This window comes from Clostridium polynesiense, from assembly GCF_000820705.1.
Classification (GTDB): Bacteria; Bacillota; Clostridia; order Clostridiales; family Clostridiaceae; genus Clostridium_AA; species Clostridium_AA polynesiense.
In genome coordinates this window covers 1-15,665 of sequence record NZ_CCXI01000126.1, presented here as the reverse complement: position 1 = coordinate 15,665, position 15,665 = coordinate 1, and the positions used below count along the sequence as shown (strand labels likewise).

Genomic DNA, 15,665 nt, shown 5'->3' with positions numbered 1-15,665 from the left:
GATATTGACAATAATAAATGTCGATATTATAATAATAAAGTACCTGTTATCTGGTGATAATGCCATAAAGGTAACACCCGTTCCCATTCCGAACACGACGGTTAAGCTTTATAGGGCCGATGGTACTGCACGGGAGACTGTGTGGGAGAGTAGGACGTCGCCAGGTCTGTATTCCGCGGTAGCTCAATGGTGGAGCACTCGGCTGTTAACCGATAGGTTGGAGGTTCGAGCCCTCTCCGCGGAGCCATAAAACACTCAAGATTATAAATCTTGAGTGTTTTTTTTGTATATTTTAAATAATAATAAGTTAAACTAAGTGGATGTAATAAATCAAATAAGGATGAGAAACAAGAAGAGTAATCCCTCTTTTTTGTGCTGAATAAAAAAAATTCTAGTGGTAATATTTATAATAAGATTGTATAATTAAATTAATTTTATATTCAGAAAATTTAATAAATTTTTAAAAGGAAATTCTTATTTTCTAGAGAATATAAATATTATATTCAAATTATTAACGGTATCTCTGTAAAGGATTACTTGCTGTTTATAAATACTCCGTATTTCAGTAAAGTAATGGGGATATTTTTAAATAGTAACTCAAATTTGCAATGTGCTGATAGCTTCAGCAGATTATAGATGCAATCAGTCAAATTTTTAAAGGAAAGGTGGGTGAAGTCCATTAAGTTAAATTTTAACTTAATGGCAAGGCTTATGAAAGAGTACAAAATAAACAACCTTAGAAATGTTGGGATTCTTGGTCATAGTGGATCAGGAAAGACCTCTTTAGCAGAAGCATTATTATTCACAACCAAGACCATTGATCGTTTAGGAAAAGTTGACGAAGGAAATACTGTATCTGACTATGATGTAGAAGAAAAAAAGAGAAGGATATCAGTGTCAGCAACAGTGGCACCCTTTGAATGGAAGGGTGTAAAGGTTAATATGATAGATTTACCAGGTTATTTTGATTTTGTTGGAGAGCAAATCCAGGGGATGAGAGCCTGTGACGTAGCTATGATAGTTGTCTGCGGAGCAGCAGGTGTAGAAGTTGGAACAGAAAAGGCCTGGTCTTATGTTAATAAAATAAAATTACCAAGAACCTTTTTTATCAATAAATTAGATAGAGAAAACAGTGATTTTGATAAGGTGCTTGCACAGCTTAAGGAGCATTTTGGAATATCCGTAGTACCTATTCAGTATCCTATTGGTAAGGAGTCAGAATTTAAAGGTGTTATAAATATTATTTCAAGGACCGCTTCAATATATAACCCAAAGACAAAGATGATGGAACCTGGAGAAATCCCTCCTGAATTAGAAGATAAAGTAGAAGAATGCAAGCAGATGGTTATGGAAGCTGTAGCTGAAACTGATGAAGTTTTACTTGATAAGTATTTCTCAGAAGGTGAGCTCAGTGATGAAGAAATTTATAAGGGACTTATAAACGGAAGTGTAAGTGGAGATATCGCCCCTGTAATGTGTGGAAGTGCTTACTCTGCTATAGCTATGGATACCCTTCTTGATGATATAATTGAATGCTTCCCATCACCGGAATACGCATTATCTCAAAAAGCTATTGATAAAAAGAGCAATAAAGAGGTTAGAATAAGCCTTAATGATAAAGACCCATTTTCCGCCTTTGTATTTAAAACTATAGCTGACCCATTTGTAGGTAAGCTTTCAATGTTTAGAGTTATAACAGGTAAAATAACTCCGGACACCCAGGTGCTTAATACCAGTAAAGAGAAAAATGAAAAAATTGGCTCCATATATTATTTAAGAGGTAAATCACAGCTGCCTGCAGAAGAAATAATTGCAGGGGATATAGGTGCTGTAGCTAAGCTTCAATATACAGGTACCGGTGATACCTTATGCGATGCCGGTTTTAATATAGAATTTGATAATATGAACTTTCCTGATCCTGTTATGTCCATGGCAGTAGTGCCAAAATCCAAAGGAGATGAAGATAAGATATCCTCAGGTCTAGGTAAATTGGTTGAGGAGGATCCTACCTTTAAGGTATCCAGGGATATTGAAAATGCAGAAACAATAGTTTCTGGTGTAGGTGAAACCCATCTTGATGTAATAGCTTCCAAACTTAAAAATAAGTTCGGGGTTGAGGTTGCTCTTCAGATGCCTAAGGTGCCTTACAGAGAAACAATAAAGGGAGTTTCCGATGTTCAGGGAAAACATAAGAAACAATCCGGAGGACATGGACAGTATGGAGATGTTAAGATAAAATTTGAACCAAGAAATGATGGCTCCGATGAGCTTATGTTTGTAGATCAGGTTGTTGGAGGAGTTGTTCCAAGAAACTATATCCCTGCAGTAGAGAAGGGCCTTAAGGAATGCATCATCCATGGAGTACTGGCTGGATATCCTGTTATAAGGCTTAAGGCAACCCTTCATGATGGTTCTTACCACCCTGTAGATTCATCTGAAATGGCATTTAAAATTGCAGCTTCTTTAGCTTATAAAAAGGGACTTGAGCAGGCAACCCCTATACTTTTAGAACCCATATTAAGGTTAGAGGTTTCAGTTCCTGATGATTACATGGGAGATATTATAGGAGATATAAATAAAAAGAGGGGAAGAGTTCTTGGCATGGAGCCTGAGGATGGTGTGCAGAAGGTGATAGCAGAAGTTCCTATGGCAGAGATGTTTAATTATGCTACTGATTTAAGATCTATGACTCAGGCAAGGGGAAGTTTCAGATCATCCTTTGAAAGATATGAAGAGGTTCCTGCTTCTGAGGTTTCTAAGATTATAGAAAATGCGAAGGCATTAAAGGCAGAAGCACAGTAATATAAGTAATTTATAAAGGGCAGGGATTAAAATCTCTGCTCTTTTTATTGAATAAAATATTATAAAGTAAAGATATTTCTCTATATAAAATTAGGATAAAGTCGCTGCTTTATGGAGATACTAGAATTAAAGCATGAGCAGAGATTAGGAGTGAGTATTTATGTCACATTACACCATGGAAATAACCGGAAACATAGGACTCAGTGATTATAGTAATATTTATGACTATATTGGTGTGGTAGATCACAATGATAAGTTTACCATTTCTCTTGACCAGGTTAATGAGGAGAACATAAATATGATTTGTTCCTTTTTAAATGATAAAAATTTTAAAATAATAAATCAGGGACAGGATGCAGCAGGCAAATATTATATTCATGCTTTAAAATCTAAATAGATATTGTTATAATGATAGGGAATTCATTTAACATATATAAGTAAAAAAATAATATATATACATAAAGGTACTTCTGCTCTGCAGGAGTATTCATTATCAATCTTGTAGTACAAGCTATTATTATTGATTATGGAGGGGAATTTATGAGTAAATATTTTCTGGGAATAGACCTGGGAGGAACAAAAATCTGCTGTGCTGCAGGAAATTTGGAAGGTAACATTAAGGCTCAAACCATCCTGCCTACCCTTGCGCATGAGGGAGAAGAGGCAGTGCTTGAAAGGATTATAAAATCCGTAGAAACAGTGATTGGAGACCTTAATGCTTCTATTGAGGATGTTAAAGCTATTGGTATTGGATCTCCCGGTCCTTTAGATGCAGAAAAGGGTATGATAATAACAACTCCAAACCTTCCTTTTAAAAACTTTAATATAACTCTTCCTTTAAAGGAAAGATTTAAAGTCCCTGTTTATTTAGATAATGATGCAAACGTAGCCGCTATTGGAGAATATCTTTTAGGAGCAGGAAAAGGAACCAATAATATGGTATATGTTACTGTAAGTACAGGCATAGGCGGCGGTGCCATACTAAACGGAAAAATCTACAGAGGAACAACCTCCAATGCTTTAGAGGTAGGACATATGACTATAGTCCCTGATGGACCCAGATGCAATTGTGGAAATCTAGGCTGTGCAGAAGCAGTAGCTTCAGGAACTGCAATAGCTAAAAGAGCCAGGGAAGCCATAGAGAGTAAGGTGGAAACCTCTCTTAAAAATTATGAAAATGTTACTGCATATGAAGTTTTTAAAGAAGCTTCAAAGGGTGATATGGTAGCTAAAGATATTTTGGACAAATCCCTTAATTATTTGGGTATAACCATAGCCAATATAATTACAAGCTTTGACCCTGAAATGGTTATTATAGGGGGAGGAGTATCCCAAGGGGGAGAAATAGTATTTAATAAGGTAAGAGAGGTAGTTAATACAAGAAATTTTAAAACCATGGCTGAATCCTGCAAAGTTGTTCCTGCAGGACTTGGAAGCAATGCCGGAGCTATGGGAGCATTGGCACTTGCTATGTTAGAGTCTCAGGAAAGCTGAATGTAAAGCTATATGAAGATTGTTATATTCATTTGTCTTTATTTAGATAAATGAATATAATTTTTTATAAATATTTTATACAGGAGGAAAGAATTAATGACAACACTATATATAACAAGGCATGGAGAAACCGAATGGAATTTAATGAATAGATTTCAGGGATGGAAAAACTCTCCTCTAACGGAAAAAGGAATAAAACAGGCTGAAAGCCTCCATAAAAGAATGAGCAGCATTCCTCTCCGGAAAATATATACAAGTCCTACTGAAAGAGCTGCTGTAACAGCAGAAATAATCAGAGGGGACAGAAACATAGATATAATTAAAGATGAAGGATTAAGAGAAATGGGCTTTGGAAACTGGGAAGGATTAACCCACGAAGAAATACGAGCCTTAAATGAAAAGGAATATAATAACCTTCTTTACAGGCCTTCTTTATATGTGCCGGACTTAGGTGAAGATTATGCTACCTTCAAGGAAAGAATAATATCTACAGTGGATAAGATTATTTTAGCTCATCCTGAGGAGGCTGTGCTTATTGTTACTCACGGAATATCTTTAAAGATAATGCTTTCTTATTTCAATCATCTTAATTTTGATGAGATACATAGTCTTCCTATTGTAGGTCAGGCAAGCTTAACTCAGGTTAATATAGATAAAGGGGAATTCAACGTAATCCTTACAGGTGATACCTCACATTACGATTTTTTATAAAATAAAACTAAGCTCTATTTATTGCTGGATATGTTAAACCAGATAATAAATAGAGCTTTTTTTAGTAAAAACCTTCTTCCTTAAACTTTTTGCCGCTTTCATTTAAAGCAGGCTCCTCAATACCTTGAGGAAGATGATTTTTTGCCCACTGATTTTGTGTTTTAGATCCATTTCTTAAAAAATCATGTTTATCATTTTTCCTCTGGTGTTTTTTCATAATTATCTCCCTTCGGGCTGCTTACGTTTTATTAAAGCATAGTTTATTTACTATCTTATATATAGTATATATTTTTTAAATAATTTTATAGCTTTATATCATATGCAAATCAGCCTTAAAAATCCATCTTAGCCACAGGAAAGCCAGTATATTAAAGCTTTGAAAACTCAAAATAATAGAGAAAGAATATTATTGTACTCTATTAAAGGAGGAAAAGATATGGCAAAGAAGAATCAGCCAAGTTCCTGGGAAAGCAAAAGAAGGCAGAAAACTAAAAAGAATGAAGTGAAGCCGGTTCCGGAAATAGCAAATAAAAACCATTAGTAGCTTTTAAATATGGAATATTATAAAAAATATTATATATAATTGTAAAAGGACATTAATTTTGGAACATAGGAGGATACATATGACAAAAGATAGTCAGCCTGATAATAAACTTGCAAGAAAGCTTAAATCCAATTGGGATACACCTCTTACAAGAGAATCCGCAAAAAATGTAAGCAGGACAACAAAAAAACAGTCAGCGGACAGAGGAGATGTATAAACCCTGCCTTAAACTCTCCTTCCAATCCAAACTATGTTTTATTTAGAATATTAATTTAAATATCCTGTTTATGAGTAATGGATTTAGATATTGATGTTAACTTTGTTTTATGTTAATAAGGGTTGGAAAGAGGGTTTTTAACATATCTGCCTGCTGTTTAGCCTGGGTAATACCTAGCTGGACAGTAGGCAGCTTTTGGTTATTGTGGTATAATATTTTTTATTTAAAAGGATTAAATCCTTAAGGACGGTGAATTAATTATGAAGGCAGAGATAGTTGCAGTGGGAACTGAGCTTTTACTAGGGGATATTGTAAACACAAATGCACAATACCTATCCAGAGAATTAGCAGCGCTTGGGATCAGCGTATATAGACAAACTGTAGTGGGTGATAATGAAGAAAGGCTTTTGGCTACTTTTAAAGATGCTTTAAGCAGATGTGATTTAGTGATAACCACAGGAGGATTAGGACCTACCGATGATGACATCACTAAAGAAATCGCAGCTAAATTTTTTAATAAAGAGCTGGTCTTTCATGAGGAATCCTGGGAGCTTATAAAGGGATATTTTAATAAGATGGAAAAAGAGCCCGGAGAAAATAACAGAAAACAGGCTTATTTTCCAAAGGATGCCATAATACTTAAAAATAATAACGGAACAGCACCGGGAGCAATATTAAAAGATGAGGAAAATAATAAGACTATAATAGTTTTACCGGGGCCTCCTGCAGAGATGGAAAGAATGTTTAAAGAATCTGTATTCCCCTATTTAAAGAGATTTAGAAGCAGCGTCTTTGTATCAAAGGTGCTTAGGATTGCTGGTATCGGAGAAAGTGAGGCCGCTGACAAGATTAAGGATATCCTGCAGGGACAGACTAATCCCACTATAGCACCCTATGCAAAGCAGTTTGACACAACCTTTAGAATAACAGCCAGTGCAGAAAGTGAAGAAAAGGCTGAAGAAATGATAAAGCCTGTGGAAAAGCAGATTAGAGACAGGTTAGGAGAAAATGTATACGGTGAAGGGGAAGTAACTATGGAGGAAGTTGTTGCAAAACTTCTCATAGATAAAAACCTTACTATATCAGTAGCTGAATCCTGCACAGGAGGATTACTGGCGTCACGGCTTATTAACTACCCGGGAATATCTCAGGTTTTTGTAGAAGGTGCAGTTACTTATTCCAATGAAGCTAAGATGAGGCGTCTGGGAGTTAAAGAGAGTACCTTAGAAAAATACGGTGCAGTGAGTGAAGAAACCGCAAGAGAGATGGCAGAAGGAATAGCGAGAGAAGCAGGAACAGATATCGGAGTGTCTACCACAGGAATAGCAGGACCTGGAGGAGGCACTGAGGAAAAACCTGTAGGCCTGGTTTATGCTGGTTTATGTATTAATGGTGTAACAAAGGTAAAAAAGCTTAACTATAACGGGAGCAGAGAAAGAATAAGAAACAGAACTACAGCCTTTGTTTTGGACTGGATAAGACGAGAGCTTCTTTAATTCATAAGCTTTAAAAACTATTTTGTGGAAAATAGGATTTTTAATAAAAACAATTTAGGTAAGATATGTCCATGACAAAAATACATAAGCTGAAAAAGTAAACTTCAATGAAAAAATCCCTCTAAAAGGATAACCAATTATAGAGGGATTTTATTATATATTTAAAATGGGGAGAGGCACTATTATTACCTTAATATTATTCTCACCTAAATTTTTAAATATTATACACATTATCCAAAGTTTATTAAAAGGTATGAGGTATAATAAAAGTCTAAATAACTAAAAAGGTGGATGAGACTATGAAACCGACTTACAAAGCAAATTTATTTGCTCTTATATTGATTCTTATACAATTTTTAGGGGGGAGATTTATAGCTCCTGTTTTAGTTTCTTTTGGGCTGAACCTTCCTCAATTTATGGTGGCAACGCAATTGTTATTTTTATTTGTTCCCGTTATTATATATTTTATAATCACAGGTGAAAATGTAAAAAGTACCTTAAGCCTCAAAAGATTATCTGGTAAGGATACTTTTAGAGTGGTTTTGATAGCTTTATTTTCACAGCCTGTAGCATGGTTTTTATCCTATGCCACCGGTTTGTTTTTTCCTAATAAGGTAGCGGAGGTTTTCGATATAATATCAGGCTATCCCTATCTGCTTCTTTTGTTTATAATGGCTGTGGTACCTGCGGTGTTTGAAGAAATCACCATAAGAGGCATAGTTTTAAGCGGTTATAGGAAAAAATCCTTATTTGAAGCTTCAATTTTCACCGGTTTAATATTTGGAATACTGCATTTAAATGCCCAGCAGTTTCTATATACTGCTGCTTTAGGAGCACTTTTTGCGTATCTTGTAAGAATAACAGGAAGCATCTATTCCAGCGTGCTTGCCCATTTTTTATTTAATGGTTTTCAGGTAACCTTAAGTAAGATAACCAATGCCGCTTCCAAAAAGATGAATTTAGAGATGAACTCAGCCCAAAATGATTTAACTGCAATTCCCTGGAGCATGAAGCTTGGATCACTAGCTATGCTTGCAGTACTGGCTTTAGTATTTCTGTTCTTTATAGTAATAACCTTAAAAAGAATGAAAAGAGACAAAGCTTTAAGACAAACTTTAGAAGTGGATAATCTTTATACTTTTAAGGAACATAAATATGCTTATAATCCAGAGAAAGAAGGCAATAGTATATATCCTGAAGATTATAGCAGCTATGATGAAAATAATAATGTTATACCTCCTGAAGAGCACAGTAACCATGAGAGAAAAAAGAAGTCCTTTGATAACCCTTTAAACTCTCCCTTCATACTCAGCATTGCGCTATTTATCTTTATAATGATTCTGGACAACCTAAGATTTTAAAGTTTTAGATATTATTAATTAAAAAAGGCATGAAACCATAAGGGTAATATCTTCTATTTACAGAAGCAGTTAGAATAAAAAAACTGTTTAAGTGGAGATATATAAGAGGTTTCATGCCTTTAATTTTATATTATCTTCTTAAGATTCCCTGCTTGATAATTTTTGAAAGCTTAACAGGCTGAAGGTTTTTTTATATTCAAATTGACAGCCCCTATTTGTATACTTTACAATATCTAAGGAAGTTTATTTTTAAAAATTATACGCAAATCTTAATTGAAATTTACACCTATACATTAGATATATATAAATTAAGGAGAGAAAATAATGAGTATTTTAACGGTGAAAAATGTGAGCCACGGCTTTGGAGATAGAGGGATTTTTGAAGATGTATCCTTTAGGCTTTTAAAAGGAGAACATGTAGGACTTATAGGAGCTAATGGAGAAGGTAAATCCACCTTCATGAACATAATAACAGGAAAGCTTGCTCCAGACGAAGGAACAGTGGAATGGAGCAACAGGGTAAGGGTTGGATACATGGATCAGCATGCCCAGCTGGAAAAGGGGAAAACTATAAGAGATGTACTTAGAGAAGCCTTTCAGTATCTCTTTGATTTAGAGTCAGAAACCCTAGAGATGTACGATAAGATGGCGGATGCTTCCCCAGAGGAAATGGATAAAATGATGAATGATATAGGTATCATTCAAGATATGCTGGATCACAACGGTTTTTATGTAATAGATGCCAAGGTAGAGGAAATAGCTGCTGGTCTTGGTCTCAAGGATATAGGGCTTGATAGGGATGTTTCAGACCTAAGCGGAGGACAAAGAACCAAGGTGCTTCTTGCCAAACTTCTTTTAGAGGTACCGGATATTCTCCTTCTTGACGAGCCCACTAACTACCTGGATGAGCAGCATATAGAATGGCTTAAGAGATATCTTCAAAACTATGAAAATGCATTTATTTTAATATCCCACGATATTCCTTTCTTAAACAGTGTAATTAACCTTATTTATCATGTGGAAAACAGACAGTTAACCAGATATGTAGGTGATTATGAAAATTTCAGAAGGGTTTACGAGGCTAAAAAGGAACAGCTGGAGGCTGCTTATGAAAGGCAGCAGCAGGAAATTGCCAAGCTTGAAGATTTCATAGCCAGAAATAAAGCCAGGGTTGCCACCTCCAATATGGCAAAGGCAAGACAGAAAAAGCTGGATAAAATGGACATCATAGAGCTTGCTCCTGAAAAACCAAAGCCTGAATTCAACTTCAAGCAGGCAAGGACCTCAGGAAAGATGATTTTTGAAGCAAGAGATTTGGTTATAGGCTACAATGAACCCTTAACAAGACCACTGAACCTCAGGATGGAAAGAGGACAGAAAATTGCTCTAGTAGGAGCCAACGGTCTTGGTAAAACCACTCTTTTAAAAAGTCTCATGGGACTTATAAGCCCAATAAGCGGAGAAGTAGAAACAGGAGACTATCAGGAAATAGGCTACTTCGAGCAGGAGATAAAGGAAGCAAACTACAAAACCTGCATAGAAGAGGTTTGGGAAGCCTTCCCACACTTCACCCAGTATGAAGTAAGAGCAGCCCTTGCAAAGTGCGGTCTAACCACCAAACATATAGAAAGCAAGGTAGTGGTGCTTTCCGGAGGAGAGCAGGCAAAGGTAAGACTCTGCAAGCTAATAAACAAAGAAACAAACATATTGATCCTTGACGAGCCCACAAACCACCTGGACGTAGACGCCAAGGAGGAGCTGAAAAGAGCCTTAAGAGAATATAAAGGAAGCATCCTCCTTGTATCCCACGAACCGGAATTCTATAATGATGTGGCTACTGAGGTGTGGAACTGTGAGGATTGGACGTTAAAAATAATATAGAGACAACCAGGTGCCAGGCACCTGACAAGTGACAAAACAACAGAAATAATTGTGTATGGAAAAGATAAAATCCTAGGAGATATTTTTATATCATATCCTAGGATTTTTTTATATTTTCTATTATCTCAAGTACATATTTTAAATTAAAGAATAGAAAATAAAAGATTTATTTATTTTTAAATTTGTTCCAATCCTTTAAAAATTGGTCAATGCCGTTATCAGTTAATGGATGAGACCATAATTTAGGGAATAGGTTTCCGGGAATTGTAGCTATGTGAGAACCTACCGCTGCAACTGCCTCTACATGCTTTATCCCTCTGACGCTGGCAGAAATAATCTCTGTTTTAAAACCATAGAAATCTAAAACTTCTCTTAAATTTTTAATTAAAGCTAAGCTGTCTGTTCCTATATCTTCTAATCTTCCTAGAAAAGGACTTATATATGTTGCTCCAGCCTTTGCAGCCATCAACCCTTGGGCTACTGTAAATATTAATGTAACATTTGTCTTTATTCCTTCTTTAGACAATATGTGCACAGCCTTAAGTCCTGCTTCTGTCATAGGAATCTTTACTACTACGTTATTAGCCCATTTTGATAATTCTCTAGCTTCCCGAACCATACCCTCTGAGTCTAAAGAAATTACTTCAGCACTTACTGGTCCATCTACAATACTACAAATTTCCTTAATAACTTCTTCAAAATCCCTACCTTCTCTTGAAATTATAGTAGGGTTTGTTGTAACACCATCTACTAATCCTAATTCATTAATTCTTTTTATTTCATCTACATTTGCTGTATCTAAGAAAAATTTCATAATATCTATAACCTGCTTTCTATAATCCTTTTGCTATGGCTACTAACTCTTCAGCATGTTTTTTAAGAATATCAAACTTATTTTCATTAACTAAATTCTTATCTGTAAGATAACTGCTTATTCCGGCTCCTGAGTAGCCTAATTTAAGGAAATCTCCCAGATTATCTGGAGTTATACCTGCTGTAGCTATGAGCTTAACATTATTAATAGGTCCAAGTAAATCTTTTGCATAAGTTAATCCTAAGGACCCTGCTGGAAATAATTTTACAAAGTCTGCTCCTGCAAAATGTGCATCTAATATTTCTGTTGGAGTCATTGCCCCTGGAATTGTAACCATATCCAGCTGGTTTGCCGCTTCTATGACCTTTGTATTTACATTAGGTGATATGATGTATTCTGCTCCTGCACTTTTAGCTGCAAAAACCTGTTCCAGAGTAACTACTGTTCCTGCGCCAATACTTACCTTCCCATTAAAAGTTGAAGTTAGTAACTTAATGGCTTCAGAAGTCTTATTAATACAATCCTTATCTCCTTGATTGAAGGTAACTTCAACTAGTTTTACTCCACCTTCATAAAGAGCGGAAACTAAATCCACTAGGTTTTGTCCATAAATTCCTCTGCATATTGCTATTATTTTATTTTCTTCAATGAATTGAATGGTATTCTTTTTCATATCTTCACCTTTCCAATTAAAATTTTATATTATTTGTTATTACCTACACAGCGGGTTCTTCTATACGAGGCTTTAATATTCCTAAGAGTAATGCAGTAACGCAAGATCCGATAATAATTGCTGCGATAAACCAAATTTTATTTTCTACAACTGGTAGAACTATAAAACCACCGTGAGGTACATAACATTTTACTTTTCCTATAGCTCCAACTACGCATCCAACTGCTGTTCCAATCATTGTTGATGGAAGAACGCGTTTCATATCAGCAACTGCAAAGGGGATTGCTCCTTCTGTAATTCCTATTAAGCCCATAATACCAGCTGCTACGGCAGTATCCTTGTCGCCTTGATTAAATTTATTCTTAAAGAAACGAGTTGCTAAAAATATTCCTAAAGGAGGTACTGCTACTGCTATTCTAAACATTCCATTAGGTTCGTATATTCCTTCATTCATTAATGCTAAAGTAAACATGGATACAGATTTTGTGATTGGACCGCCCATATCCACTTCACCAAATAGACCAATAAAGATTGCAAGTAATATTGCGCTGGTTCCGTTTAAGCTGCTCATAATACTTGTAATTCCACTCATAAATATAGATAATGGAGTGGCTATTACATAGATATAAAGTAGGCCAAGCACAAACAATGAAATAGTAGGAATAATCAAAATCGGTAGTATGGTTTTAATTGTTTTATTGACCTTCCAGGATTTCATCCACTTTACTAAATATCCAGCTCCAACTCCAAGCAGCATGGCACCTAAGAATCCTGATTTTACATCAACACCGTTTACGTTTACAGGATTATTTGCAAGGTAACCAAGTATCATACCTGGAGCTAGACCAGGCTTACCAGCAATAGTATATGATATGTAACCACCTAAAATAGGAATCATCATTGCAAAAGCAGCTTTACCTAAAAGATTAATCTGCTTCATGAATTCATTTGTTATAACTACACCAGTTTGGGTTTTATCACCAGTAGCTAAAGAAATAGCTAACATTATACCCCCAGCTACAACAGCTGGCATCATAAAAGATACACCACTTAAAAATGATTTTTGAATGTCTTTCAAGATTGCTTTAAGTTTCATTATATCCCACTCCCTCTTATTTATTATTAAATAGCTTTTCCGCTTCATCTATAATTTTCGCTGGATGTGAAATAGCATCATTAACATCTGCATTTAAAATCAATTTATCCTCGAAACGCTCTTCCCCCTCTATAAATACAGCTACCGCTAATATTACAACATCTGCTTCATCTACCTCTTCTTGTGATAACTCATTTTCTATTCCTATACTTCCTTGAGTTTCAATTTTAACTTCATAACCTCTTTTTTTACATTCCTTTTCTAAAGCCTCTTGTGCCATATAAGTATGTGCAACTCCTGTTGGACATGCTGTAACTCCTACAATTTTCATTTTTAAGTCCTCCTTAATTTATTTTATATTTTCTTCAATTTCCATTAATAATTCGAAAACCTTAGCTTTATTTTCATTAACCATATTATTTCTAAATTCTTCATCCATAAGCTTTTTACTTATTTGAGCTAGTATCTTTAAATGCAGTGTTTCTTTCTTATTTTCAGGAACTCCTATTAAAAATATCAGCCTAACTGGTTTATTCTCTTCTTCATCCCATACAATAGGGCTTTCACTTCTCATAAAGGCAATGAAAGCTTCATTGACAGCTTCTGATTTTCCATGGGGAATGCTTACTCCGTACCCCACCGCTGTGGAAAATTCCTTTTCTCTTTTTTCTACAGCTTCAATGTAATGATCTAAATTAGTAATGTATCCTAAATCATAAGCCTTTTTTCCTAAAAATCTTATGATATCTTCTTTGTTTGACAAATTTGAATCTAAAACGATTAATTCCTTATTAATCAAGTAAAACACCTCCCAAAGCTTCGATTATTTCTGTTTCTTTTTTTTCAGCTAATAAATAATTGATATTATCTTTATTTTCAACAATTTGGTATATCTCAGATAAGATGTTTTTAATTTTGTGTATATCTTTTTTTGCAATGCATATTAAAATAATAGTATTTACATACCTATTATCCCAACGAATAAAATTTTTTAAAGTCATAATAGCTACTTTACTGTTTTTAACGGTATCCGGAGATGCATGTGGTATTGCAGCTCCTGATTCTAAGGCAGTTGTTCCAAGTTTCTCTCTTTCTAAAATGGATTCCTTAAACCCGTCATATACCTCTTGCTTTTCTTCCATAGCTTTTATAATTTCCATAAGACATTCTTCTTTAGAAGTATAGCTGCGACCTGCAAAAATAAAATCCCTATCTAAAACTTCTGAAAGGTGTTTAAAGGTATATTTTTCAACTCCATTTGCTAAGGAATTGTCTGTATAAAAAATATCAGCATAGAAATTTGATATATTTTTTAAATCATAATTGGTTACTAAGGGAGAAACGTAAATTACAGGTTTCTCATGTATATCTAATTGAACTGAAGAAATTATAAGATCTACATTATCAATATCATTTTCATAAATCTTACGCATAGGTACAACCTCTACTATATCCTGTGATGGTAAGAACCTCTTTATTTTGTTAGCAATCAATTCTGATGATCCTATACCTGTAGGGCACACAATTAGAATCTTTTTAACTTGCATGTTTCTATCAATAGCTGCTTGGAAATGTACCATTATAAATGCTACTTCATCTTCTGTAAGGGTTATGCCTAGTACAGATTCTACCTTAGCCATCACATACCAAGTTGCACTAAAGGTCACTGAGTATTGTGTCTTTATCTCACATAATAAAGGATTTTGAATCCTTATTCCCATCTTAAGCCTGTATTCCATTGGAATTAAATGAAACATAATTCCATCGAAGAGCTTTTGATCTTTTGTAAGGTCCACGTGCATTACAGTACTCATTTCTTTAATTATGTCAGATACTATTTTTCTGTATTTCTTTGTTTCAGTTTTATTTTTTATTTTAGGTTTTAAACCATGAGCCATAAGCTGTCTATTCAAATAGTCTAAATCACTTTCACTAAAGCTAATATTTAATTCTTTGGAAATGGATTCTAATATACTTTTAGCTATCAAATAAGTTTCTAAGGTCTTTATCTCTTCAAATACAAATTTTCTTTCAAACTGAACATGATTTCTTTTAGATATTCTATATATAAATACTATTAAGGTCACAACTAAGGATTCTAAGTAATAATCTGATAAATCTATATTTAAAGTATCTTCAATATCACTGGATATTTTAAATGCCATTTCTACGATTTTATCAGGATATACTTTTTTTAATATATTTGGACCTGCTTTAAAGAAATCTTCCTCTGCTAAACATTTATTTTCTTCTAATAAAATATCTGAAAAAATCTTTAAAGAATTTTGTATTTGAATTTCTGTTCCAACTATTTTAGTTCCTTTTTTATTTGATTGTATTGATACAGTTTCTTCGTTTAAATAAGAACTAATTACTTCCATATCCTTTGCTATAGAAGTTTTGCTTACTAAAAAGTGATCGGACAACTTTTGATAAGATATCGTTTTCTCTTCAACCAATAGAAACCTTACTATCTCTAGTTGTCTCTCCTTTGTAGAAAATTCTTGTGTTTTTTCATTCATAGAGTTTAGAGAATGTAATAGTTCCATCTTTTCTGATAGATTGCCTGATAACTT

At 34.5% G+C, this 15,665-nt stretch carries 15 protein-coding genes, 1 tRNA gene and 1 rRNA gene; 10 read left to right on the top strand and 7 right to left on the bottom strand.

What is annotated here, in order from left to right; genetic code table 11:
* Positions 1–49: 49 nt before the first annotated feature.
* The 6 genes from rrf (at position 50) to TA89_RS12300 (ending at position 5,007) form a co-directional block, all read left to right on the top strand.
* A 5S ribosomal RNA gene (gene rrf / locus TA89_RS12325) occupies positions 50–166 on the top strand.
* Between the two features lie 6 nt (positions 167–172).
* Positions 173–247 (top strand) — tRNA-Asn (locus TA89_RS12320).
* 464 nt (positions 248–711) lie between these two features.
* The gene (gene fusA / locus TA89_RS12315; protein WP_040213771.1) at positions 712–2,802 is read left to right on the top strand and encodes an elongation factor G; all 2,091 of its coding nucleotides are present in this window, start codon (positions 712–714) and stop codon (positions 2,800–2,802) included.
* Between the two features lie 160 nt (positions 2,803–2,962).
* A complete protein-coding gene (locus TA89_RS12310; protein ID WP_040213769.1) occupies positions 2,963–3,199 on the top strand; it encodes a hypothetical protein in 237 nt (78 codons plus the stop codon).
* A gap of 143 nt (positions 3,200–3,342) precedes the next feature.
* Positions 3,343–4,296: an ROK family protein gene (locus TA89_RS12305; RefSeq protein WP_040213766.1), complete on the top strand. Its 954-nt coding sequence runs from the start codon at positions 3,343–3,345 to the stop codon at positions 4,294–4,296.
* Between the two features lie 96 nt (positions 4,297–4,392).
* A complete protein-coding gene (locus TA89_RS12300) occupies positions 4,393–5,007 on the top strand; it encodes a histidine phosphatase family protein (RefSeq protein ID WP_040213765.1) in 615 nt (204 codons plus the stop codon).
* A gap of 61 nt (positions 5,008–5,068) precedes the next feature.
* On the opposite strand, the gene TA89_RS18630 is transcribed toward TA89_RS12300, so the two are convergent.
* Entirely contained in the window at positions 5,069–5,224 is a 156-nt protein-coding gene (locus tag TA89_RS18630; protein WP_187119304.1) for a hypothetical protein, read from the bottom strand.
* Positions 5,225–5,630: 406 nt separating this feature from the next.
* Here TA89_RS18630 and TA89_RS18625 point away from each other — a divergent pair, with 406 nt between their 5' ends.
* From TA89_RS18625 to TA89_RS12285, 4 genes are all read left to right on the top strand, one after another.
* Positions 5,631–5,768 carry a hypothetical protein gene (locus TA89_RS18625; protein WP_187119303.1) on the top strand — a complete coding sequence of 46 codons (138 nt, stop codon included), beginning with the start codon at positions 5,631–5,633 and terminating at the stop codon, positions 5,766–5,768.
* Positions 5,769–6,028: 260 nt separating this feature from the next.
* Complete coding sequence (locus TA89_RS12295; RefSeq protein ID WP_040213764.1) at positions 6,029–7,264, top strand: competence/damage-inducible protein A; 1,236 nt, start codon at positions 6,029–6,031, stop codon at positions 7,262–7,264.
* 299 nt (positions 7,265–7,563) lie between these two features.
* Entirely contained in the window at positions 7,564–8,625 is a 1,062-nt protein-coding gene (locus TA89_RS12290; protein WP_040213763.1) for a CPBP family intramembrane glutamic endopeptidase, read from the top strand.
* 324 nt (positions 8,626–8,949) lie between these two features.
* Positions 8,950–10,506, top strand: a complete 1,557-nt coding sequence (locus TA89_RS12285; RefSeq protein WP_040213761.1) for an ABC-F family ATP-binding cassette domain-containing protein — start codon at positions 8,950–8,952, stop codon at positions 10,504–10,506.
* A gap of 166 nt (positions 10,507–10,672) precedes the next feature.
* On the opposite strand, the gene fsa is transcribed toward TA89_RS12285, so the two are convergent.
* From fsa to TA89_RS12255, 6 genes are all read right to left on the bottom strand, one after another.
* Entirely contained in the window at positions 10,673–11,320 is a 648-nt protein-coding gene (gene fsa / locus TA89_RS12280; protein ID WP_040213760.1) for a fructose-6-phosphate aldolase, read from the bottom strand.
* 19 nt (positions 11,321–11,339) lie between these two features.
* Positions 11,340–11,993, bottom strand: a complete 654-nt coding sequence (locus tag TA89_RS12275; RefSeq protein WP_040213757.1) for a bifunctional 4-hydroxy-2-oxoglutarate aldolase/2-dehydro-3-deoxy-phosphogluconate aldolase — start codon at positions 11,991–11,993, stop codon at positions 11,340–11,342.
* A gap of 43 nt (positions 11,994–12,036) precedes the next feature.
* Positions 12,037–13,089: a PTS fructose transporter subunit IIC gene (locus TA89_RS12270; protein ID WP_040213754.1), complete on the bottom strand. Its 1,053-nt coding sequence runs from the start codon at positions 13,087–13,089 to the stop codon at positions 12,037–12,039.
* Positions 13,090–13,105: 16 nt separating this feature from the next.
* The gene (locus tag TA89_RS12265; protein ID WP_040213753.1) at positions 13,106–13,420 is read right to left on the bottom strand and encodes a PTS fructose transporter subunit IIB; all 315 of its coding nucleotides are present in this window, start codon (positions 13,418–13,420) and stop codon (positions 13,106–13,108) included.
* A gap of 18 nt (positions 13,421–13,438) precedes the next feature.
* Complete coding sequence (locus tag TA89_RS12260; protein WP_040213752.1) at positions 13,439–13,888, bottom strand: PTS sugar transporter subunit IIA; 450 nt, start codon at positions 13,886–13,888, stop codon at positions 13,439–13,441.
* A partial coding sequence (locus TA89_RS12255) for a BglG family transcription antiterminator (RefSeq protein ID WP_040213750.1) occupies positions 13,881–15,665 on the bottom strand: 1,785 nt, incomplete at its 5' end. The genes TA89_RS12260 and TA89_RS12255, both read right to left, overlap by 8 nt.

What these genes read in the sequence shown, in the direction of transcription:
- fusA (WP_040213771.1), top strand. Translation starts at nt 712, where the DNA reads ATGAAAGAGTACAAAATAAACAACCTTAGAAATGTTGGGATTCTTGGT.
- TA89_RS12310 (WP_040213769.1), top strand. Translation starts at nt 2,963, where the DNA reads ATGTCACATTACACCATGGAAATAACCGGAAACATAGGACTCAGTGAT.
- TA89_RS12305 (WP_040213766.1), top strand. Translation starts at nt 3,343, where the DNA reads ATGAGTAAATATTTTCTGGGAATAGACCTGGGAGGAACAAAAATCTGC.
- TA89_RS12300 (WP_040213765.1), top strand. Translation starts at nt 4,393, where the DNA reads ATGACAACACTATATATAACAAGGCATGGAGAAACCGAATGGAATTTA.
- TA89_RS18630 (WP_187119304.1), bottom strand. Translation starts at nt 5,224, where the DNA reads ATGAAAAAACACCAGAGGAAAAATGATAAACATGATTTTTTAAGAAAT.
- TA89_RS18625 (WP_187119303.1), top strand. Translation starts at nt 5,631, where the DNA reads ATGACAAAAGATAGTCAGCCTGATAATAAACTTGCAAGAAAGCTTAAA.
- TA89_RS12295 (WP_040213764.1), top strand. Translation starts at nt 6,029, where the DNA reads ATGAAGGCAGAGATAGTTGCAGTGGGAACTGAGCTTTTACTAGGGGAT.
- TA89_RS12290 (WP_040213763.1), top strand. Translation starts at nt 7,564, where the DNA reads ATGAAACCGACTTACAAAGCAAATTTATTTGCTCTTATATTGATTCTT.
- TA89_RS12285 (WP_040213761.1), top strand. Translation starts at nt 8,950, where the DNA reads ATGAGTATTTTAACGGTGAAAAATGTGAGCCACGGCTTTGGAGATAGA.
- fsa (WP_040213760.1), bottom strand. Translation starts at nt 11,320, where the DNA reads ATGAAATTTTTCTTAGATACAGCAAATGTAGATGAAATAAAAAGAATT.
- TA89_RS12275 (WP_040213757.1), bottom strand. Translation starts at nt 11,993, where the DNA reads ATGAAAAAGAATACCATTCAATTCATTGAAGAAAATAAAATAATAGCA.
- TA89_RS12270 (WP_040213754.1), bottom strand. Translation starts at nt 13,089, where the DNA reads ATGAAACTTAAAGCAATCTTGAAAGACATTCAAAAATCATTTTTAAGT.
- TA89_RS12265 (WP_040213753.1), bottom strand. Translation starts at nt 13,420, where the DNA reads ATGAAAATTGTAGGAGTTACAGCATGTCCAACAGGAGTTGCACATACT.